At 60.2% G+C, this 21517-nt stretch carries 21 protein-coding genes; 8 read left to right on the top strand and 13 right to left on the bottom strand.

Translation table 11 applies throughout. From position 1 onward, the window contains the following. Positions 1 to 16 precede the first annotated feature (16 nt). Together moaB and glp are read left to right on the top strand one after the other, a co-directional pair. Positions 17 to 556 (top strand): molybdenum cofactor biosynthesis protein B, encoded by a 540-nt coding sequence (gene moaB, locus B1722_RS22465; protein WP_003226719.1) that lies wholly within the window; start codon positions 17 to 19, stop codon positions 554 to 556. Further along, positions 540 to 1766, top strand: coding sequence for a gephyrin-like molybdotransferase Glp (gene glp, locus B1722_RS22470; RefSeq protein ID WP_086794310.1), 1227 nt, complete (start codon positions 540 to 542; stop codon positions 1764 to 1766). Before moaB ends, glp begins: the two co-directional genes overlap by 17 nt. Before the next feature lie 75 nt (positions 1767 to 1841). Here the strand turns inward: glp and B1722_RS29615 are convergent, their stop codons facing one another. Further along, complete coding sequence (locus tag B1722_RS29615) at positions 1842 to 2150, bottom strand: hypothetical protein (RefSeq protein WP_174377176.1); 309 nt, start codon at positions 2148 to 2150, stop codon at positions 1842 to 1844. A 321-nt stretch (positions 2151 to 2471) separates the two neighbouring features. On the opposite strand from B1722_RS29615, the gene yegS reads away from it, so the two are divergent. Further along, complete coding sequence (yegS, locus tag B1722_RS22480; RefSeq protein WP_041069646.1) at positions 2472 to 3389, top strand: lipid kinase YegS; 918 nt, start codon at positions 2472 to 2474, stop codon at positions 3387 to 3389. Here yegS and B1722_RS22485 read toward each other — a convergent pair. The 3 genes from B1722_RS22485 to B1722_RS22495 all read right to left on the bottom strand — a co-directional run bounded on the left by B1722_RS22485 (position 3373) and on the right by B1722_RS22495 (position 5887). After that, positions 3373 to 4032, bottom strand: coding sequence for a response regulator transcription factor (locus B1722_RS22485; protein WP_041069648.1), 660 nt, complete (start codon positions 4030 to 4032; stop codon positions 3373 to 3375). The two genes, yegS and B1722_RS22485, sit on opposite strands and share 17 nt — an antisense overlap. Next, positions 4029 to 4922 carry a sensor histidine kinase gene (locus B1722_RS22490; protein ID WP_041069652.1) on the bottom strand — a complete coding sequence of 298 codons (894 nt, stop codon included), beginning with the start codon at positions 4920 to 4922 and terminating at the stop codon, positions 4029 to 4031. The genes B1722_RS22485 and B1722_RS22490 overlap by 4 nt, the downstream gene beginning before the upstream one ends. Before the next feature lie 494 nt (positions 4923 to 5416). Next, the gene (locus B1722_RS22495; RefSeq protein ID WP_041069656.1) at positions 5417 to 5887 is read right to left on the bottom strand and encodes a hypothetical protein; all 471 of its coding nucleotides are present in this window, start codon (positions 5885 to 5887) and stop codon (positions 5417 to 5419) included. Between the two features lie 455 nt (positions 5888 to 6342). Here B1722_RS22495 and B1722_RS22500 point away from each other — a divergent pair, with 455 nt between their 5' ends. Both B1722_RS22500 and B1722_RS22505 read left to right on the top strand, forming a co-directional pair. Then, a complete protein-coding gene (locus B1722_RS22500) occupies positions 6343 to 7278 on the top strand; it encodes a chemotaxis protein CheV (RefSeq protein ID WP_041069659.1) in 936 nt (311 codons plus the stop codon). Between the two features lie 198 nt (positions 7279 to 7476). Next, positions 7477 to 8283 carry an MOSC domain-containing protein gene (locus B1722_RS22505; protein WP_041069662.1) on the top strand — a complete coding sequence of 269 codons (807 nt, stop codon included), beginning with the start codon at positions 7477 to 7479 and terminating at the stop codon, positions 8281 to 8283. 70 nt (positions 8284 to 8353) lie between these two features. Here B1722_RS22505 and B1722_RS22510 read toward each other — a convergent pair whose 3' ends face one another. The 8 genes from B1722_RS22510 to B1722_RS22545 form a co-directional block, all read right to left on the bottom strand. Further along, positions 8354 to 8638, bottom strand: a complete 285-nt coding sequence (locus tag B1722_RS22510) for a pyrimidine/purine nucleoside phosphorylase (RefSeq protein WP_003226701.1) — start codon at positions 8636 to 8638, stop codon at positions 8354 to 8356. A 114-nt stretch (positions 8639 to 8752) separates the two neighbouring features. Next, entirely contained in the window at positions 8753 to 9295 is a 543-nt protein-coding gene (locus B1722_RS22515) for an exonuclease domain-containing protein (protein ID WP_041069664.1), read from the bottom strand. A gap of 70 nt (positions 9296 to 9365) precedes the next feature. Next, entirely contained in the window at positions 9366 to 11327 is a 1962-nt protein-coding gene (locus tag B1722_RS22520; protein ID WP_086794312.1) for an acetyl/propionyl/methylcrotonyl-CoA carboxylase subunit alpha, read from the bottom strand. A gap of 118 nt (positions 11328 to 11445) precedes the next feature. Next, positions 11446 to 12243 (bottom strand): enoyl-CoA hydratase/isomerase family protein, encoded by a 798-nt coding sequence (locus B1722_RS22525; RefSeq protein ID WP_041069670.1) that lies wholly within the window; start codon positions 12241 to 12243, stop codon positions 11446 to 11448. Beyond that, positions 12240 to 13397, bottom strand: coding sequence for a citronellyl-CoA dehydrogenase (gene atuD, locus B1722_RS22530; protein ID WP_086794314.1), 1158 nt, complete (start codon positions 13395 to 13397; stop codon positions 12240 to 12242). Before atuD ends, B1722_RS22525 begins: the two co-directional genes overlap by 4 nt. A gap of 30 nt (positions 13398 to 13427) precedes the next feature. Next, positions 13428 to 15044 carry a geranyl-CoA carboxylase subunit beta gene (gene atuC, locus B1722_RS22535; protein ID WP_086794316.1) on the bottom strand — a complete coding sequence of 539 codons (1617 nt, stop codon included), beginning with the start codon at positions 15042 to 15044 and terminating at the stop codon, positions 13428 to 13430. A 3-nt stretch (positions 15045 to 15047) separates the two neighbouring features. Further along, entirely contained in the window at positions 15048 to 15917 is an 870-nt protein-coding gene (locus tag B1722_RS22540; RefSeq protein WP_086794317.1) for an SDR family oxidoreductase, read from the bottom strand. Between the two features lie 12 nt (positions 15918 to 15929). Next, positions 15930 to 17720 (bottom strand): acyclic terpene utilization AtuA family protein, encoded by a 1791-nt coding sequence (locus B1722_RS22545; protein ID WP_086794318.1) that lies wholly within the window; start codon positions 17718 to 17720, stop codon positions 15930 to 15932. Between the two features lie 183 nt (positions 17721 to 17903). Here B1722_RS22545 and B1722_RS22550 point away from each other — a divergent pair, with 183 nt between their 5' ends. From B1722_RS22550 to B1722_RS22560, 3 genes are all read left to right on the top strand, one after another. Then, a complete protein-coding gene (locus B1722_RS22550) occupies positions 17904 to 18539 on the top strand; it encodes a TetR/AcrR family transcriptional regulator (RefSeq protein WP_041069685.1) in 636 nt (211 codons plus the stop codon). Positions 18540 to 18619: 80 nt separating this feature from the next. After that, positions 18620 to 19417 carry an ABC transporter substrate-binding protein gene (locus tag B1722_RS22555; RefSeq protein WP_041069688.1) on the top strand — a complete coding sequence of 266 codons (798 nt, stop codon included), beginning with the start codon at positions 18620 to 18622 and terminating at the stop codon, positions 19415 to 19417. Between the two features lie 84 nt (positions 19418 to 19501). Continuing rightward, a complete protein-coding gene (locus B1722_RS22560; RefSeq protein ID WP_086794320.1) occupies positions 19502 to 20515 on the top strand; it encodes a GNAT family N-acetyltransferase in 1014 nt (337 codons plus the stop codon). A gap of 97 nt (positions 20516 to 20612) precedes the next feature. Here B1722_RS22560 and B1722_RS22565 read toward each other — a convergent pair whose 3' ends face one another. After that, entirely contained in the window at positions 20613 to 21167 is a 555-nt protein-coding gene (locus B1722_RS22565; protein ID WP_027613402.1) for an RNA polymerase factor sigma-70, read from the bottom strand. Positions 21168 to 21517: the final 350 nt, after the last annotated feature.

Below are 21517 nucleotides of genomic sequence, written 5' to 3' on the forward strand. Positions count from 1 at the left end.
CAACTGGACGAGCCTAATGAAAGCCAAGGCCGATGTACCTTTCGCACCGCTGAATATTGCGGTGCTGACTGTCAGCGATACCCGAACCCTGGAAACCGACACCTCAGGCCAGGTCTTTGTCGACCGCCTGACTGCTGCCGGCCACCGTCTGGCCGAACGGGTCCTGCTCAAAGATGACCTGTACAAGATCCGCGCACAAGTTGCCCACTGGATTGCCGAGGACGTGGTACAGGTTGTATTGATTACCGGCGGCACCGGTTTTACCGGGCGTGACAGCACGCCTGAAGCCGTGGCTTGTCTGCTCGACAAGCAGGTTGACGGGTTTGGTGAGTTGTTCCGACAGATATCGGTGGCTGATATCGGTACTTCAACCGTGCAATCGCGGGCACTGGCCGGTCTGGCCAATGGCACGCTGGTATGTTGCCTGCCAGGTTCGACCAATGCGGTGCGCACCGGGTGGGACGGCATTCTCGCTGAACAGCTGGATTCGCGGCATCGGCCATGCAACTTCGTTCCTCACCTGAAACAGGCGGCGCCTTGTGAATCCCGTGGGTAAGCCGGGCAAGACCGGCAGCCTGATGCCCGTCGAGGAAGCGCTGGCTCGCCTGCTGCAAATGGCCGAGGCCACGCCGATTGTCGAGCGCGAGTTTCTGCCATTGGCGCAGGTCGAGGGGCGAGTGCTTGCCGAAGACCTGGTTTCAACGCTGGACCTGCCGCCTTGGCCAAACAGCGCCATGGATGGTTATGCCTTGAGGCTGGCGGATTGGACCGGCGCACCGCTGCCGGTCAGCCAGAAGGTTTTCGCCGGGCAAGCGCCTGCCCCCTTGAAGCCCGGCACCTGCGCGCGGATCTTCACCGGTGCGCCGGTGCCTGCCGGTGCCGACTGTGTGGAAATGCAGGAGAACGCCGAAGTCCAAGCCGACGGCAGTGTGCGCTTCGTCGAAATCATGAGCCTCGGCCAGAACATTCGTCCACAAGGCCAGGAAACCACCGTGGGTGAGTTGATCCTGGCGGCAGGCACAAGGCTGGGACCGATCGAACAAGGTCTCGCGGCATCGCTGGGATGTGACGGGCTGAATGTGGTGCGCAAGGTCCGAGTGGCGGTGCTGTCCACCGGCGATGAACTGGTTGAGCCGGGCCAGCCTCTCGGGCCGGGGCAGATTTACAACAGTAATCGGGTGGTGTTGTGCAGTTGGTTGCAGCGATTGGGCTGTGAGGTGATCGATGCGGGCATTCTGCCGGACGATCTGGACACCACCCGAGCGCGTCTGGGCGACTTGCAGGATGTCGACCTGATTCTTTCAACCGGCGGGGTTTCGGTCGGGGAAGCAGATTTTCTGGGTGTTGCATTGAGGGAAGAGGGCGAGCTGGCATTGTGGAAACTGGCAATCAAGCCAGGCAAGCCGCTGACGTTCGGCCATTTTCGCAACGTGCCAGTCATTGGCCTGCCCGGAAACCCCGCTTCGACGCTGGTGACGTTTGCCTTGCTGACGCGACCTTACTTGCTGCGGCGTCAAGGTGTAAGAGACGTTGTGCCGCTGAAGTTTACGGTGCCAGCAGGTTTCGTCTGGCCTGTGGCCGGCCATCGGCGTGAATATCTGCGTGGTCGACTCGAGCAAGGACGGGCCATCATTTATCGCAATCAAAGCTCTGGTGTGTTGCGCAGCGCTGCCTGGGCGGATGGCCTGGTAGAAGTGCTGGAGGGCCACACGCTCGTAGAAGATGATGAAGTCGGGTTCATTCCCCTGAGCGACCTGCTCGACTGACTCTGATCCTCGCTGAGCCTGACCTTGCAAGTGCAGGCTCGACGCCTGAAAGCGTCGATCCTGCATTCTCCCGGGTCAATTGCTCATCAGCGTGACCAACTGATCGAAGCGACTGTTGGCAACCCAACCCAACAGTCCCATTATCACTGCCGTTGCACCTGCCGAATAGGCGAGTCGGTGCTTGATTGTTCTTACATCTGCGCGCACTTCATCCATATCCCGGCGTATGTATCTGAGGTGGGTTTCCAGTTCGGTCACGCGCGGTTCCATTTGTGCTTCTCCAGCGGTTCTGGTGCTCTTTTTGAAATCGGATTTGTGACTGCTGCGACTTTCGTTGAGAGGGGCAATCGGACGGGTTGAAACTCTGGCTTCATGGCTGGACATGGAAATATCCGTCGGCTGTTTTCACTGTCAGCGCGCTGGCCTTTCCGTCATTCGAACTGTCACCAGCTCCGAGGGGGTATCCACTCATTCCCTGCACATCCTTGTGTTGTTAAAAAAACGAAAATTGATACTGCCTGTACAAGGTGTATCAAGGATCGAGTCCGGTCAATTGAGCCGATTCCTTACCTGTTGTAAGAAAAAATACCGCTGTGTAGGACGTGACAAGCCGGGCGCTTGAATTAAATGGTGCTCCGATGGCTTTTTTGCCTGTGCCGGTGGTCAAGATGTTTCATACCGATTCAATTGTGGGGAGTGACCGTTATGAGTGAACGCAGGGCGCTGTTGATTCTGCATGGCAAGCAGGCACTCAATGAGGCGGTTCGCGCCGCTGTCGAAGCAAAGCGAAAGCAGGGATGGGAGTTGGCAGTACGCCTGACCTGGGAGGCCGGTGACGCTCAGCGTCTGGTGGAAGAAGCTTTGGCGGGTGGCTACTCGCAGATCATTGCGGGAGGCGGGGATGGGACATTGCGCGATATCGCTGAAGCCCTTGCCAGGCATCCGCACAAGGCCAGTCTGGTGCTGTTACCGCTGGGCACGGCCAACGACTTTTCCCGTGCGGCGGGGATTCCGCTGGAGCCGGCCGAGGCGCTTGAGCTTCTCGATGTACCGCCGCGCGACATTGACCTGGGCGCAGTCGGCGAGCAGATTTTCCTCAACATGGCGACCGGTGGTTTCGGTAGTCAGGTTACAGCCAATACATCCGAGGATCTGAAAAAAGTACTCGGCGGGGCCGCCTATCTGTTCACCGGTTTATCGCGCTTCAGTGAGTTGCACGCGGCCTACGGCGAACTGCAGGGACCGGACTTTCACTGGAGTGGCGAGCTGCTGGCGCTGGGAATCGGCAATGGCCGTCAGGCGGGTGGCGGGCATGAATTGTGTCCGCAGGCACTGGCGGATGATGGCCTGTTGGACATCAGCATTTTGCCGGCACCGCAGGAGTTGGTCGGTACGCTGAAGACCCTGCTCAGTGACGGCTTCGGCATCGACAATATGTTTGTAAGAGCCCGCCTGCCCTGGGTCGAAATCAAGGTCGCCGAGGGCTTGAGCATCAATCTTGACGGTGAGCCGCTTGAAGGCGACAGCCTGCGCTTCGAGGCGCGGCCTGCGGCCTTGCGGGTGCATTTGCCCGAGCATTCGCCGCTATTGGGCGGTGCCGGGTCGATCAGTCGTCAAGACTGATGATCTGTTCGCGCACGGCAAACAGGACCAGACCCGCCACGTCGTAGATCTGCAGGCGTTTCATGATCTGCGAGCGGTGGGTTTCGACGGTCTTGATGCTCAGGCCCAAGCCGTTGGCGATCTCCCGAGTGGATTTGCCGCGCACGATCAACCGCAGGATTTCCAGTTGACGGGCTGTCAGGTTGTGCGAATCGGCGACTTCCGGCGGGTTTTTCTGCGTGCGGGTCAGGGCCTGGTTGATCACGGTGTGGGCGATCGCCGGGCTCAGGTAGCGTTCGTTGTTACGCAGGGCTTCGAGGGCATGTTCAAGTTCGGTGGCCGTGGTGTCCTTGAGCAAATAACCATGCGCTCCGGATTCCAGTGCCTGCATGATCAGCGCCGGATCGGTGTGCATCGACAAAATCAACACTTTGCTTTGGGGCCGCACCCGCTTGAGCCGTTGCAGGGCTTCAAGGCCACCGGTTTCCTTCATCGAGATATCCAGCAAGACGATATCGGGGGCCAGTTGTTCGACCATTTCAAGCAACTGCGAGCCATCGCTGGCTTCGCCAACGACGGCGTAACCGGGAATGTCGAGCACCAGAGCGCGCACGCCGGCTCTGATCAGCGAGTGGTCATCCACCAGAAGTAAGTTACAAGTCAACGCATAACCTTATTCGTACTGGCCCGCTCGAGTGCACGGGGCGCCCAGGGGAATAGTGCTTCGATTTGAGTGCCTTTGCCCGGCTCGCTGATGACGTTCAGCGTGCCGCCCAATTGTTCGATCCTCTCGGCCATCCCGGCCATTCCACGCTGTCCTTCCCGACCCGGATCTGCAGCAGGCGCGAAGCCTTGGCCGTCGTCGCTGATCAACAACGTCAGCCCTTGTGGCAGGCGCTGCACACGGATCAACAGGTTGCTGGCCTGCGCGTGGCGCAGAATGTTGGTCACCGCTTCCTGGGTGATGCGAAAGGCGGCGACCGCCATTTCTTCCGGAATGCCGTTGAGTCGCTGCTGGCAATCGAGGCTCCAGTGCACCGATGTGTTGGCCAGAGTCTTGAGCAAGTGCGCACGCAGGCTGGCTTCCAGTCCGAGGCTGGTCAACTGGCGTGGGTTGAGTATGGCTGAGACGTCGCGCACCTTGTTGAGGGTTTCTTCGAGGGTGTCGCAGAGTGTCGAGCATTGCTCTTGCAAGTCGGTTGGCAAACGTCTTTTCAGCCATTCACTTTGCAGTTTGGCTGCTGTCAGTAACTGACCGATGTCGTCATGCAGTTCACGGCTGAGGCGGTGGCGTTCGTTTTCCTGGACTTCCAGCAAGCGGTCGGCGAGTTCCTGGGGCTGGAACTTGATCGATTTGCGCGACAGCCGATATTGCACCCAGACACAAGCAGTGGCGGCCATGTTCAACAGCAGCAGTCCCAGCGAAAGCGGTGCAGACAAACCGTAGGTCAGCAGGCAGCCGGCGGTGGCAGTGACACACAATATGAGTGTGAACCGGCGTGCATTTTCCCGGGACGGTGGCCAAGTGGTGATTGACTTGAGGCTGGCGTACATATCGGATGGAGCCAATGGATATTCGCTGCGGGCAGACCGGCCGTTGGCTGGCGGGTCTCTGTCTGAAAATGCTGTCAATTATGTTATTGATTTGAACGAGGTTCAGTGAACGATGTTTGACCGCCAACTTCGTTGGGGAGGACTGTCACTGAATCACTTTGCCATTAATTGATAGCAACTAACGGGCGGCATAATACCACTTAAGATACCGTTGGTCGCGTTTGCCATATATGTCCAAAGGGTCAGGAAAGTCGCCATGTTGGACGTGAGTTCCATAATGGAAAAAAGTCACCTTATTATGCTGGATAGATATCCCGTGTCGCTTGAAGTTGATCGTTACACGGACACAGGCAAACCCTGAGGCGCGGGAAAATTTCTGCGGGTGTCAGGTGTGATTATTTAATTCGAATTGTCGCTGGCGGGCATGAACTATTCATTTGCGACATTCAGCGATTCGGCTCTACAGCCGCGATGTGCGCATTAACCGCTGCGAATCAGGCCTGGCGCTCGGAATAAGACAAGAGCGGGATTGGCCGGGGCGAAAGCGAAGGCTGAAACTGGTGTTGACCGACCTGGAACGCGAAGGCTTCGATCAGCGAGGTTTGCTCGCTGCTATCCAGGCTCAGTTGCCCGGTATTGTGATCGACCAGTTCAATCTGCCAGGCCATCAGGGTGAAACAGTCCTGAAGCGCATTCAGTGCCTGAGCGTGCAGATCGATAGAGTCCGGGGCATGATCGAGCAAGCTGTGAATGTGCAGGGAAAACTCGGAAATCGCTTCCAGTGCCAACGCTTCTGCACGGCTCGCCAGCTTGAGCAGGGTGCTGCGCATGCAGTCGATCGCATCCTTGTCGTTGCTGATCAATTGCAGGTGGCTCAGGCATTCTTCCGACTTGGCCAGGAGTGTTTCCGCTTCGACGAGAAATTCGGGAAAGCGTTGTGCCCAGTCTTTACGGTCGATTGGCATGCTTATCTCCACAGCGTCATGTCTGATGAGGGAATGCCGTGTGTGTCGACGATCATGAACCGTCGGGAGATCGCGCCCCGCCGTGCAAGTGCACTGGCTGAGGTTTTCCAGAGGGTGGGTTTCCACTGACCTGCGATCGCACACAATAGCCTGACTCCGTTCATGCAATGAGAATGGCGTCACATTAATGGCTATTGGATATTGCGAACATCAGGTTGGGCCTGATTGTTACTAGGGGATTCCCTTACACGCGGGAACCTGTGGCGCAAACTGTGGTCGCGCCAGAAGAGAATGTAGCAGATGAAAACGCCGGGCCAGTAAACCATGATGTTAATGTGACATCAATGCCTGCGTGTGGCATTTTGATGGTGATTTTGTGGGGGTCAAGAATCGCCATAAACAGCCGATAACCCCACTTAGTAGTGAATTCATCAGAACAAGCCCAGGAGTCATTGATGGCCGGCATTCTCGACACGGTAGACCAACGCACGCAACTGGTGGGTGAGAATCGCCTGGAAATTCTCATGTTTCGACTGGCCGGACGCCAATTGTTCGCGATCAACGTGTTCAAGGTTCAGGAAGTTCTGCAATTGCCGAAGCTGACCCTGATGCCGCAACGTCACCCGTTTGTCTGCGGTGTAGTCAACCTGCGTGGCCAGACGCTGCCGGTGATCGACCTGTCCCAGGCGATCGGCATGCGCCCGCTGGTGCCGGGCCCGAACAGCACCATCATCGTCACCGAGTACAACCGTTCGGTGCAGGCGTTCCTTGTCGGTGGCGTGGATCGCATCGTCAATATGAACTGGGAAGCCATCCTGCCGCCGCCGACCAGCGCCGGACGCCAGCATTACCTGACCGCGATCAGCAAGGTCGACGATCAACTGGTGGAAATCATCGACGTCGAGAAAGTGCTCGCCGAAATCGTTCCGTACAACGCCAAGGTTTCGCGCGACAAACTCGACGATCCGGTGCTGGAGCGTGCCCGTGGTCGCGAAGTACTGCTGGTGGACGACTCCAACGTGGCGCTTTCGCAATTGCGTGACACCCTCGGCCAGCTCGGGGTGAAAATGCACATCGCCAGTGATGGCCTGAAGGCGCTGAACATGCTCAAGGCCTGGGCCGATACCGGCGTGAACATGACCGACAAACTGCTGATGGTGTTCACCGACGCGGAAATGCCGGAAATGGACGGCTATCGCCTGACCACCGAGATCCGCAACGACCCGCGCCTGCGCGGTCTGTATGTGGTGCTGCACACCTCGCTGTCCGGCAGCTTCAACGATTCGATGGTGAAGAAGGTCGGCTGCGATAACTTCCTCTCCAAGTTCCAGCCGGACAAACTGGTCGATGTCGTGCGTCAGCGTCTGATGCTGGATGAAGTGCCGGTCTGAGGAAATCCTGTAGCGAGGGGATTTATCCCCGATGGACTGCACAGCAGTCCCGCTTTCTTGATTCAAGTGGGGCTGCTTCGCGCCCCATCGGGGATTAATCCCCTCGCCACAAACTATCTTTGCAGGCGCGTGCATCAGGCTTTGATTCACAGATAAAGCTCGTATAGGGTGGCTTTTTTGCCCATCAGGAAGCTGGACATGCTGCGTCTGAGTGCGCTTTATCGTTACCCGTTGAAATCCGGCAAGCCCGAGATTCTGCAATCGATTGGCCTGGATAAACTGGGCCTTGAAGGGGACCGACGCTGGATGCTGGTGGACGAGGCCAGCGGCCGCTTCCTGACCCAAAGGGCCGAGGCGAAAATGAGCCAGCTGTCGGCATTGTGGAATGCGCAGGGCGGGCTGACCCTCAGTGCGCCCGACCATGCCGCGCTGGATATTGCGTTACCGCAGGACGATGCCGAGTTGCGCGGTGTGACCATCTGGCGCGACACCCTGCGCGTTCCGGATGCCGGTGATGCAGCGGCCCGCTGGGTCAGCGATTTCATCGGCAAACCGACCCGTCTGGTGCAGGTGCCACTTGATCGCGCGCGTATGACGCAGGCCGGGTATGGCCGCGACGACGATCAGGTCGCGTTCGCCGACGGTTTCCCGCTGTTGTTGATTGGCCAGGCGTCGCTTGACGATCTGGTGCAAAAGGTCGGACGACCGCTGGAGATGCTGCGCTTTCGGCCGAATCTGGTGATCGAAGGCAGTACGGCATTTGCCGAAGATGGCTGGAAGCGCATCCGCATCGGCGATGTCGAGTTCCGCGTGGTCAAGCCTTGCTCGCGCTGCATCCTGACCACGATTGATCCGCAGACTGGCGAGCGCAGTGCCGATCGCGAACCGCTGGCGACCTTGCAGAAGTACCGTGCCCAGGCTGATGGCGCGATGTTCGGGCAGAATCTGGTCAACGACAGCAATGGTCGGCTGGAAGTCGGTATGCCGGTGGAAATCCTCGAATAACCGAGGCCGGAAATGAAAAATGCCCGTGTCCATGGACACGGGCATTTTTTTACCGGGAAAAGCCGTGGGCTTAGCCGCGGTATTCGCACAGGTAAGCAGTATCAACGGCGACTTTCAGCTGGAACTTGCTGTTGGCCGGAACGTTGAACTGGCTGCCGGCGGCGAAGGTTTCCCAGTCGCTGCTGTCCGGCAGTTTGACGGTCAGCGCACCGGAGACCACGTGCATGATCTCGCGCTGAGCGGTGCCGAATTCGTATTCGCCCGGGGCCATGACGCCGATGGTCGCCGGACCTTCAGCGGTGCCAAAAGCGATCGACTTGACGGTGCCGTCGAAGTACTCGTTGACTTTGAACATGGGCGATTCCTCTCGAAAAGGGCAAAAAAGGGTTAAAAAAGGCTGGCCAGTATGCACAACGCTCCCGGCGCCGTCACCTGCCCGGGGCGTGTCCGACGAGTTCTCGCCCCGACTTCAGAGTGGCAAGACCAACGGCAGCAACCGCGCGGTATTGCGCGCATCTTCCAGGGCCCGATGCTGCTGACCGCTGAACTGCATGCCGGCCAGTTGCAGCGCGCCGTTCAGGCCCAACGGTCGTTCCAGGCGGCGGGCCTTGGCAAAGCGTTGTTTGAGATTCATGTGCGGCACTCGGCCCAGCACGCTGTCGAGCTGCAGGCGCTGCCATTCCTGAAGTAACTGCTTGCGGTCGTAATCTCCCCAACTGGCCCAGCCCTCGAGGCGCGTCTGGTGTTGCCCGAGCCAGCGCTCAAAGACTGGCCAGACCTCGTTCAACGGCTGCGCGGCATCGATATTGGCCTGGGTGATGTGCGTGAGTTCACGACAAAATGCCGTCAATAACGGCCGCCGGGTCGGTTTGACGAACCGCTGAAAGTGATCCTGCTCGCGACCGGCTCGATCGACCAGCGTCGCGCCGATTTCGATGATTTCCATTTCCGTAACCGGCCAGCCACCTTCATCTGTGGTGGCTTCCAGATCAATGACCAGCCAATGGGGCATCGCAGGTTTCCTGATTTACGCGTCCTGATAGATCAGAGCGTAGTCAAACCTTGCGTTTGCGCCTGGCGACTCACTCGACCTGCAACAGAACCTGACGATTTTTTACCTGATCGCCGACCTTGACCTGCACCCGCTTGAGCACGCCGTCGATACCGGCCTTCAGCGGATGCTCCATTTTCATTGCCTCCAGCACCACCAGCAACTGACCCTTGCTGACCCGACTGCCTTCGCTGACCAGCACGTCGACGATGGCACCGTCCATCGGCGCTTTCAGTGTGCCGGAGCTGACGCTGCTCTGACTGCTGATCAGCGCATGAGTTCGATCCTCCAGGCGCAGGTTGCCGGGGTGGGTGAACAGCCAGAGTTCTTCGCCGGCGATCCGATACGCATGACGCTGGCGCAGGCCGTCGACTTCCAGCGTCACCGAGCGTTCGTTGCACTCAATGACGGTCAGCGCCAGTGCGCGCTGCATCACGTTCACGGTGAAGCGGCCAGCGCCGTTCGCAAGCAGTTGCAAGCTCCAGTCCTGCTGTTCCAGCCCGAGGCGGTAATCGAGCGGCGCGCCGACATTGTTGCGCCAACCCTTGAGCGGCGCGCGATGCGCCTGCGCGCCAGACTGATAAAACAGCACGGCGGCGATGGCCAGTTCCTCGGCGGTGGGGGCGTAAGTGTGCAGGCACGGGTGGTCAGTGAAATGCTGGGCAATGAATGCGGTGCTGAATTCACCGCTGATGAACTGTGGATGTTGCAGCAGGCTGACCAGCAAACGCTGATTGCTCTGAACACCGAGCAGCACGCTGTCCTGCACTGCGCGCAACAGCTTGCGCCGTGCCTCTTCGCGGGTCGCGCCGTGGGCGATCAGCTTGCCGAGCATCGGGTCATAGAACGGGCTGATCAACTGACCTTCGCGCACGCCGTGATCGATTCGCGCGCCGGGACCCAACGCCGGTTCCCAGGCCTGTACACGACCGGTCTGCGGCAGGAAATTCTGCGTCGGATCTTCGGCATACAGACGCACTTCCATGGCGTGACCGTTCAGCGCGACCTGATCCTGAGTCAACGGCAGCGGCTGCCCCTCGGCAACGGCCAATTGCCAGGCGACCAGATCCTGCCCGGTGATCAGTTCGGTCACCGGATGCTCGACCTGCAGACGGGTGTTCATTTCCAGAAAGTAGAATTGCCCACGGGCATCGAGCAGAAACTCGACGGTGCCGGCACCGACGTAATTCACCGCCCGACCAGCCTTGAGCGCTGCTTCGCCCATGGCCTGGCGCAACTCACCGGTCATCACCGGGCAGGGTGCTTCCTCGATGACTTTCTGATGGCGACGCTGCACCGAGCAATCGCGCTCACCGAGGTAGATCAGATTGCCCTGGCAGTCGCCGAACAGTTGCACCTCGACGTGCCGTGGTTCGATCAGTGCCTGCTCGAGGATCAGTTCGTCACTGCCAAAACCATTCAGTGCCTCGGAGCGCGCGGTGCGCAATTGCGCCGGCAACTCGTCGCTGCTGTGCACCAGGCGCATGCCGCGTCCACCGCCGCCGGCGCTGGCCTTGATCATCAGCGGGTAGCCGATGCGTTCGGCTTCGCGCAGCAAGGTAGCGTCGTCCTGCGCGGCGCCTTGATAGCCGGCGATGCAGGGAACGCCGGCGTCGAGCATGGCGATTTTCGACAGGCGCTTGCTGCCCATCAGCTCGATGGCGTCGGTGCTGGGGCCGATAAAGGTCAGGCCGGCTTCTGCGCAGGCGCGGGCGAATCCTGGGTTTTCCGAGAGAAAGCCGTAGCCGGGGTGGATCGCGTCGGCGCCGCTGCGGCGCGCGGCAGCGAGGATCGCCGGGATGTTCAGGTAAGACTGGTGTACCGGTGCGGCGCCGATGTTCACCGCTTGATCGGCCATCTGCACGTGCAGGGCATCGGCGTCGGCATCGCTGAATACGGCGACGGTGCGATAGCCGAGGGCCTGGGCGGTGCGCTGAATGCGGCAGGCGATTTCACCGCGGTTGGCGATCAGGATTTTGTGGAGGGCGGGCATGGTGATCTTCCTGAGTATTTGGCGGTGGGTTGGCTGGCCTCTTCGCGAGCAGGCTCGCTCCCACAAGGAATTTGCATCGTTCACAAAACCTGTGAGAGCGGGCCTGCTCGTGAAGCTTTCAGGTGGCCCATCGCGGTTTACGCTTTTGCACGAAAGCCATCGTGCCCTCGATCCCTTCGACACCAGTCACCGCTTCACTGAACCATTGCGCTGCGTCATCCAGCAGTTCATTCGATGGCTGTCCGGCGCTGGCCAGCAACAGCTTTTTGGTCATCGCATTCGCGTCCGGTGCGCAGCACAGAACATGGTCGAGTACTTCGTCGAGGCGTTCGGCCAATGCCTGCGGATCCTGCTCGACAAAATGCACCAGCCCCAGGCGTCGCGCTTGATGACCATCGAAACGCGCGGCGGTCAGTGCCAGCCGACGGGTTTCGGTCAGGCCGATGCGTTGCACCACGAACGGCGCGATCTGCGCAGGCAGCAGCCCGAGGCTGGTTTCCGGCAGGCCGAATTGCGCCTGATGATCGGCCATGGCGATATCGCTCACACATGCCAGCCCGAAACCACCGCCGAGCACTGCGCCTTGCAATACCGTGATCAGCACTTGCGGCGCCTGCTGCGCCTCTTGCAACAGCGCACCGAAAGCGCGGTTCAAATCGCGATAGGCATCGGCGCCCCGGGCGCGTGCATTGGCCATGTCCTTGATGTCGCCGCCAGCGCAGAAGTGCCCGCCCGCGCCACTGAGCACCAGGGCGCGAACACTGCGCTCATCGCGTACCGCCGCCAAGACCGCACGCAGTTCGGCGACCATGTGCAGGCTCATCGCATTGCGGCTGTCCGGGCGATTGAGGGTGATGTGCAATACGCCGCCATGCAGCTCCAGCAGCAGTGTCTGGCATTCCGGCAGGGGGCTCATTTCTTTTTCCCCGGCAGAATGCCCATCAGTTTGCAGATGATCCCCAGCATGATTTCGTCGGCGCCGCCGCCGATCGACACCAGCCGCACATCGCGATAGGCGCGGGCCACCGGGTTGTCCCACATGAAGCCCATGCCGCCCCAATATTGCAGGCAACTGTCGCTGACTTCACGACCGAGGCGCCCGGCCTTGAGCTTGGCCATCGAGGCCAGACGCGTGACGTCCTGACCCTTCACATATTGCTCGGTGGCCTGATAGACCAGCGCCCGCAGGCATTCGATTTCGGTCTGCAATTCGGCGAGGCGGAAGTGGATCACCTGATTGTCGATCAGCGCGTTGCCGAAGGTCTTGCGCTCTTTGCAGTACTCGATGGTGCTGTCGACGCAATATTCCAGACCTTTGATCATGTTGGCCGCGCCGAACAGACGTTCTTCCTGAAACTGCAGCATCTGCATCATGAACCCGGCGCCTTCGTGGCCGATGCGGTTGCGCTGCGGCACACGCACGTTGTCGAAAAACACCTGGGCGGTCTCCGAGCTGCGCATGCCGAGCTTGTCCAGGTGCGAGCTGAGGCTGATGCCCGGGCTGTTCATCGGCACCATGATCAGCGACTTGTTGATGTGCGGCTTGTCGTCCGAGGTGTTGGCCAGCAGGCAGATGAAATCGGCACTCGGTGAATTGGTGATCCACATTTTGCTGCCATTGATCACGTAATCGTCGCCGTCCTTGCGCGCGCTGGTCTTTAGACCCGCGACATCGGAACCGGCACCGACTTCCGAGACGCCGATGCAACCGACCTGCTCGCCGGTAACCGCGGGGCGGAGGAATTCGTCGCGCAATTCATCGGAGCCGAAGCGGGCCAGCGCCGGAGTGCACATGTCGGTCTGCACGCCGATCGACATCGGAATGCCGCCGCAATGAATGGTGCCGAACTCTTCGGCGGCGACAATCGAATAGCTGTAGTCGAGGCCCATGCCGCCGAATTTTTCCGGTTTGGAAATCCCCAGCAGACCAAGGTCGCCGGCCTTGCGGAAAATCTCGTGGATCGGAAAGCGCCCGGCCTTTTCCCATTCATCGACGTGTGGATTGATCTCATGTTCGACGAATTGGCGGACGGTGCGACGCAGTGCTTCGTGTTCCGGGGTGAAGATCATTTTTATTGTTCTCCTTGGGATCCGTGGCAGTCAGAAGCGGCTGACGCCGAAGCTGTTGGGTTGCAACGTGCGGATGTCGGCTTCGTGGCAGATATCCAGCAGGTAACCGAGCAAGGTGCGCGTATCGCGCGGGTCGATGAGGCCGTCGTCCCACAGGTTGGCGCTGCCGTAAAGCGCGGTGGACTGGCTGTCGAGTTTCTGCGCGGTGACCTGTTCGAGCATGTCGAGCATTTTCGGATCCGGTACCAGGCCTTCCTTGAGCTGTTTGGCCTCGGTGACGATGCGCAGCACCTTGCCGGCCTGTGCTCCGCCCATCACCGCGGTGCGGCTGTTGGGCCAGGCGAAAATGAAGCGTGGATCGAGACCGCGCCCGCACATCGCATAGTTGCCGGCACCGTAGGAGCCACCGACGACAATCGTCAGTTTAGGCACTCGGGCATTGGCCACCGCTTGAATCAGTTTCGAGCCGTGTTTGATCACGCCTTGCTGCTCGGACTCGGTGCCGACCATGAACCCGGTGGTGTTGTGGAAGAACAGCAGCGGCGTCTGGCTCTGATCGCACAGTTGAATGAACTGCGCGGCCTTGCTCGCCCCGGCGGGGGTGATCGGGCCGTTGTTGCCGATCAAGCCGCAGGCACGGCCGTGGATTTTCAACTGGCCGCAGATGGTCTGCTGATCGAACTCGCCTTTGAATTCGAGAAACTCCGATTCATCGGCAATCCGCGCAATGATTTCGCGCACGTCGTAGGGCTTCTTCGGGTCTTCGGGAATCAGCCCGAGCAACTCGTCGATCGGGTATAGCGGCGCCTTGTATTGCGGCTCCGGCAGCCACGGCAGTTGTTCGTTCCACGGCAGCATGCGCAGGATCTCGCGCACCAGGCGCACGCCATCGGCATCGTTCTCGGCCAGGTATTCGGCGGTGCCGGCAACCTGTGCGTGCATTTCGGCGCCACCCAGTTCTTCATCGGTGGCGACCTCGCCCGTCGCGGCTTTGAGCAGCGGCGGCCCGGCAAGAAACAGCTTGGCCTTGCCCCGTACCACCACCACGTAATCCGACAGCCCCGGTTGATACGCGCCACCGGCCGTGGCCGAACCGTGCACCACGGTAATTTGCGGCAGGCCCATGGCTGACATGCGCGCCTGATTGGCAAAACTGCGTGCGCCTTCGACGAATATCTCCGCCGCATAATTGAGGTTGGCGCCGCCGCTCTCTGCCAGAGTGATCACCGGCAGTTTGTTTTCCAGGGCGATCTGTTGCAGCCGCAGGGATTTTTTCAGGCCGGTGGGGGAGATCGTGCCGCCCTTGATCGCGCTGTTGTTGGCCACCACCATTACGCGTATGCCGGACACGTAACCGATGCCGGCAATCAGGCCACCGCCGGCGGCGCTGCCGTCCTTGTCGTCGTGCAGCTTGTAGCCGGCCAGGCTCGCCAGTTCGAGGAACGGTGCGCCGGCGTCGAGCAACAGGTTCAGGCGTTCGCGGGGCAGCAGTTGCCCGCGCTTGTCGAATTTGCCCTTGGCTTCGGCAGCCTTGTTCAACAGGTTCTGTTCCAGTTGCTGGACGTGCTCGATGGCCGCGAGCATTGCCGCGCGGTTGCGGGCGAAAGCATCACTGTGCGGATCGAGTTGGGACTGGATCTGCGGCATGGCTTACTCCTTGTCCTTGAGGACGTCCGGCAGGTACGCCCGATGGAACCCGTTGAACGACTCGCTGTGGCTCGCCTTGTGCAGCGGCCATGCACGGCTGCCGAGGCTGGCCGCACCATCGATTTTCAAGGTGCTGCCACTGATGAACGCCGCCGCCGGACTAAGCAGGAAAACGATCGCCGCACTGACCTCGGATTCGGTACCAATGCGCTTGAGCGGTACGTGTTCGCGCAAGGTCGGGATCACCGCTTTGAACGCGCCCTCATAAGTGTCCATGCCGCTGGACGCGATCCACCCCGGCGCCACCGCATTGACCCGCACCCCGGCGTAACCCCACTCGAATGCGGCGGTCTTGGTGAAGTTGTCCATCCCCGAACGTGCCGCGCCGGAATGGCCCATGCCGGGCATGCCGCCCCACATGTCGGCGAGCATGTTGACGATGCTGCCGCCGTGTTTACTCATCGACTGGTTGAACACTTCCCGGGCCATCAGGAAGCCGCCGACCAGATTGGTGCGCAGCACGGTTTCGAAGCCTTTCTGATTGATCGCGGCCAGTGGCGACGGGTATTGGCCGCCGGCATTGTTGACCAGGCCGTGGATCGGCCCGTGCTCGGCGATCAACTCAGTGACCAGTTGTTTTACCGCGTCTTCGTCACGGATGTCGCAGGCGTGCCAGTGCGCGCGGCCACCGTCTTCGGCGATTTCGGCGGCGACTTTTTGCAGTTTTTCCGGCTTGCGCCCGACCAGCAGCACCCTGGCGCCGAGCGCTGCCAGTTCATGGGCGGTGCAACGGCCGATGCCACTGCCGCCACCGGTGACGATGAGGGTCTGGCCGTTGAACAGATCGGCTTTGAAAATCGATGCGTAAGCCATGAAGCCCAACCTCTAGTCGAGTTGTTCGGCGATGCTCTGCGGCACCGGGATCTGGATTTCCAGCAATTGCTGGGCGAAGGCCTTGCCCTGTGGATCGATGCGCAGACTTGCCACACCACCGCCACCGAGGGCGTTTTCCAGCAGGAAATTCAGGCTGTGGGTGCCGGGCAGGTACCAGCGTTCGACCCGGCCATGGATCGGGTCGAGCACGTGGCGCATCCAGTCGACGATCACCGCCGGCGTCAGCGCTTCGGCGATCCACGGCAGGTATTCCGGCCGACGCGGCAAGACGCCGATGTTGCTGTGGTTGCCCTTGTCGCCGGAGCGCGCCACCGCCAGTTTGACCAACGCCACGCTGGCGTCGGCGCGGCCTTGGGGTTTGGGTGGCTGTTCGGGAGTTGGCAGAGCGTGGCTGTCGAGTGGTGTTTGCGCAGGCAGGGCGCAGGGGTATTGCTCACCGGCCATGTCGATTTGCAGGGTGCAGGCGTTTTTGTCGATCAGGAACGAGAACAGGCGGATCAGCGGATAGACCGTCGGCCGCCCGCCGACGATGCCGGTCAGTCCCGGCGCCATGCCGGTCGCGGCCTGGGCAATTTCCCGGGAGAACAAAATCAGCGCCGGTTTCAGTGGATGGCGCACCGCGAGTTTGATCACCACCTCGCGGCTGTCACGGCGCTGACCGTGAGGGCCGTAAGTGGCTTCACTGCCGAGCAGTTCGATGTTGACTTCGCTGTAGGGCGGCCAGCCGCGCTGGCTGAATATTTCCGAGGTTTTGTCGATGATCGCCTGGCTCACGCGCCGGGCCTTGTCCACCGCATCGATGCCGGCGATCAGGCAACTGGCGGTGCAGCGAAAGCCGTCCGGGTAAGTGGCGCTGACCTTGTATTTATCGCTGGGTGGCAAGCCTTTGGCACCGTGCACATGCACGGTGTTTTTGCCCTGTTGCTGCAGTTTCACTTGAGTGAAATCGCAGACTACGTCTGGCAACAGATACGCCTGTGGATCACCGATTTCATAGAGTATCTGCTCGCCAACCGTCAGTGGCGTCACTAACCCGCCGGAGCCCTCGGGTTTGCTGACGATGAACTGGCCGTCGGCGCTGACGTCGACGATGGGAAAACCGATGTGTTCGTAATCCGGCACATCGCGCCAGTCGGTGAAATTGCCCCCGGTACATTGTGCGCCGCACTCGATGATGTGCCCGGCCAACGCCGCCTGAGCGAGTTTGTCGTAGTCGTGCCACGCCCAGCCGAACTCATGCACCAGCGCCGCGCTGACCACCGCGCTGTCGACCACGCGCCCGGTGATGACGATGTCGGCGCCCAGGCGCAGAGCCTCGACGATGCCCGGCGCGCCGAGGTAGGCGTTGGTCGATACGCACATCGGCGGCAGCGGTGCGCCGTTGAACATTTCGTGGATGCCTTGAGTGGCGAGTTGCTTGAATTGCGGTTGCAGGTCGTCGCCGAGCAGCACGGCGATTTTCAGACTGACCCCGGCCTTGTCGCAGGCGGCCTGCAGGGCGGCGGCACATGCTTTCGGATTGATCCCGCCAGCGTTGCTGATCACGCGAATCTTCTGTTCGACCAGTTGCGGCAGGAGCGGCGCGAGCACTTCGACAAAATCCCCGGCGAACCCGGCCTGTGGGTCCTTCATGCGGGCGCCGGCCATGATCGACATCGTGATCTCGGCCAGGTAATCGAACACCAGATAATCCAGGCGCCCGCCTGCCACGAGCTGGGCGGCGGCGGTGCTGGTGTCACCCCAGAATGCGCTGGCGCATCCGATGCGAACGGTCGTGGGCATGGTGATCTCCGACTCAGGAACCTGCGACAGAAGTGTCTGGAGGCTACCAAGCAAGCGCTTGGTTTGTAAACAGCTGAAATATCTTCTGCCCAAGCGCTTGCTTGGTCGCGGTCCGCGGCTTAAATTGCGCGCAACCCTGCGTGTTCAGGGGGCAACAGACTGATCGACTGTAGGAGAGAACGGGTGGACGAGCAAAAAGCCCTGAGGGTCATGCGCGAACTGGTCGACCAAGGCCAACTGACCGACCCTGACAGCGCTCGCGGCAAACTGCTGCAAGTGGCCGCCCACCTGTTCCGCAACAAAGGCTATGAACGCACCACCGTGCGCGATCTGGCCGGGGCGGTGGGGATTCAGTCCGGGAGCATTTTTCATCACTTCAAAAGCAAGGATGAAATCCTTCGTGCGGTGATGGAAGAGACCATCGTCTACAACACCGCGTTGATGCGCGCCGCGCTGGCCGAAGCCGCCAGTGTGCGGGAGCGGGTGCTGGCGCTGATTCGTTGCGAGTTGCAGTCGATCATGGGCGGCAGCGGCGAAGCGATGGCGGTGCTGGTCTACGAGTGGCGTTCGTTGTCCGAGGAGGGGCAGGCCCGAGTGCTGGCCCTGCGTGACGTCTATGAAGAGATCTGGTTGCAAGTGCTGGGCGAAGCCAAGGACGCCGGGTTTATCCGTGGCGATGTTTTCATTACCCGACGTTTCCTCACCGGCGCACTGTCCTGGACCACCACCTGGTTCCGCGCTGGCGGCAGCCTGAGCCTTGATCAGTTGGCCGATGAAGCGCTGATTCTGGTGCTCGAAGAGCGCCAGTCCACTTTCTAACAGGCCGGGAAACTGGCTAACTGGGCGAAACCGCCTAGCTTGAATGCATTGATTGCCATTTTTTCGGGGAGTGGGGTGTTTTGAAGTCTTCGCCAATTCGGACGACCGCAGGGCTTTTGCTCGTAGCGCTGGCGGTATTTTGGGTGCTACCCGCACAGGCAGCGCAACTGGTTCGGGTGGGCGCGGCGCATTTTCCGCCTTACACCGTGCGTCCGGAAAGTGGTGCCGACACTGGCCTGCTGCCGCAACTGGTCGAGGCGCTCAATGCACTGCAGGCGGACTATCAGTTCGTACTGGTACCGACTTCGATTCCTCGGCGTTTCGGTGATTTCAAGCAGGGCCGGATCGACATGGCGATCTTCGAGAACCCCGATTGGGGCTGGAAGGAGATTCCTCATACCGACGTCGATATGGGCCTGGAAGATGCCGAGATTTTCGTCGCGCAACGTGAAGACGGTCGCCAGCAGAACTATTTCGCCGACCTCAAGGGCAAACGCCTGGCGCTCTACAGCGGTTATCACTATGAGTTCGCCAACTTCAACGCCGATCCCAAATACCTCGCCGATACCTTCAACGCGACGCTGACCTATTCCCACGACAGCAACCTGCTGATGGTGCTGCGCGGGCGCGCCGACATCGCTCTGGTCACGCGCTCGTACCTGTTCGATTATCTGCTGCGCAACGAAAAAGTGCGTGACGAATTGCTGGTGTCGCAACGCATCGATCAGGTCTACCACCATTACGCCATTCTGCGTCCGACGGCACCGATCACTGGCGAGGCGTTCGGCAAGTTGCTGCAGGGTTTGCGCAACAATGGCCAGATGCTGAAGATCTTCGATCCTTACAAGATTGCCGTGGTGCCGGTGGCTCATCCCTGACCGATTTTCATCCAGGCGGCTAAATTTCTCCTCTCGGCTCACGTCCCATCGTTGAACTGTCGACGATTATCGTGAGCCCGACCCATGTCCAATCTGAATGACCTGGCTGCCCTGGCCCTGCCTTCGGGCAGCCAACTGGTAGCCGATGCCACTGAAAGCCGTCTGAGCCTGAGCCTGGACGGGCAACCGCTGATTCGCCTGCGCCTGGATCGTCTGGGCAAAGGCCCGATCCAGCTCGACGAGCGTTATGCACTGCCTGTGGGGCAGGCGCTGTGGGCGGCCTGTTACTGGTTGTTCGCACGCGATCCGGACTGTCAGCAACTGCTCTGGCAACTCGATCAACCACCCACTGAAGCGTTGCTCAGCGGTTTGCTGGTCAGCACCGAAGTGGCTGGCGAATACCGCTGCGAACGCACCCTGTTCTGGCAGTTGCCGCAACCCTGGCTGGGCACGTCGCTGACCGGCAGCTACCCGCAACAAATGGTGATCAGTCACGGCAAGCGCCATCCGCTGCGCCCGGCGAAGCCGCGTGGCGAGGTCTATCGGCGTTTCGATGCGCGTCTCGGTGCGTGGATTTCCCTGCGTACGGTGGAGATCGAGCAGGATCTGGCGCGTTTCAATCGCTGGCAGAACAGCCCGCGAGTCGCCAGTTTCTGGCAGGAGGAGGGCAGTCTCGAGCAGCATCGCGAGTACCTGAGCAAGCTCGATGCCGATCCGCACACCTTGACGCTGATCGGCTGTTTCGACGATCAACCGTTTGCCTATTTCGAGGCCTACTGGGCCAAGGAAGACCGTATCGCGCCGTTCTACGACGCCGACAATTACGACCGTGGCATTCACATGCTGGTGGGAGAGGAAAACCACCGTGGCCCGCACAAGGTCGCGAGCTGGCTGTCGGCGCTGGTGCACTACCTGTTTCTGGATGATCCGCGGACCCAGCGGGTGGTCGCTGAACCGCGTGCCGATAACGCGAAGATGATCGGCCACATGCACAACCAGTGCTTCCACTGCGAGAAGGAGTTCGACTTTCCGCACAAGCGCGCGGCGTTGATGATTCTGGGGCGTGAGCGGTTTTTTGATCGGTGCAAGCTGGCGTAAAAGCAAAAGATCGCAGCCTTCGGCAGCTCCTACATGAAAGGTATTCCTCTGTAGGAACTGCTGAAGGCTGCGATCTTTTTTCTGCGATGAACCGGACTTAGCGCCGACCCATCGAGGCCGCATCCCCACGGCTGCCCGACACCTTGCGGCAGTGCACCAGTGCATCGCGAATCATGAAGTTGACCAGGGTCGGCGAGACGCCGAGTTCCTTGGCGATGTCCTTTTGCGGCACGCCGTGCAGGCGGTACATCTCGAAGGCGTACCGGGTGCGGCTGGGCAGTTCGGTCAGCGCGTCGGCAATGTGCTCCAGCGTCGAGAAATTGATGTGCGAGGTTTCCGGCGAAGCGCCCTGAATGACCACATTCAACCCTTCCTCTTCGGGGCCCGAGTATTTCTGTTCCAGCGCCTGTTTGCGGTAGTGATCGATGGCGAGGTTGCGCACGATCTGGAACAGGTAACTCAATTGCGCCTTGATCGACGAGGTGATCGGCGGCGCCGATTGCAAGCGGAAGAACGCATCCTGCACCACGTCTTCGGCGCGCGAACGGCAACCGGTAATGCGCGCTGCGATCTTGACCAGAATCAGTCGATTGTCGACGAAGGCCTGAAGTAGCGGTGAATCGCACCTGCTTGTGGATACTTGTTCCGTCATGGAAATCACCTTGCTGCCAATAGGTTAGTGGGACGCCGGGGGACGAGGCCGTCCTACACATCGAGCGACAAATTATGTTGAATGATAATGATTGTCAATTGAGAAAGAGAACTAATGCTCCGTAAAGGTGCGAATCGAGAACTGCGACACACCGCCACACCCCGGCCCCCGTTGGCGATCCTGCCCGCTGACTAATTATTTGCAGACGTCATCCGTTCTCATTGGTGAATGGCTTCGGGCGCACAGCCCCGGCCAGACAGCATTCCCAAGCCTTGCGCGGTCGGCACAGACCACGCCCTGCACGCCCTCGACCGGCGTGACGCAGCACCTCGATTCCACTAGCAAGCCGA

This window comes from Pseudomonas sp. SCPG-7 (assembly GCF_002156405.1).
GTDB classification, from domain to species: Bacteria; Pseudomonadota; Gammaproteobacteria; order Pseudomonadales; family Pseudomonadaceae; genus Aquipseudomonas; species Aquipseudomonas parakoreensis.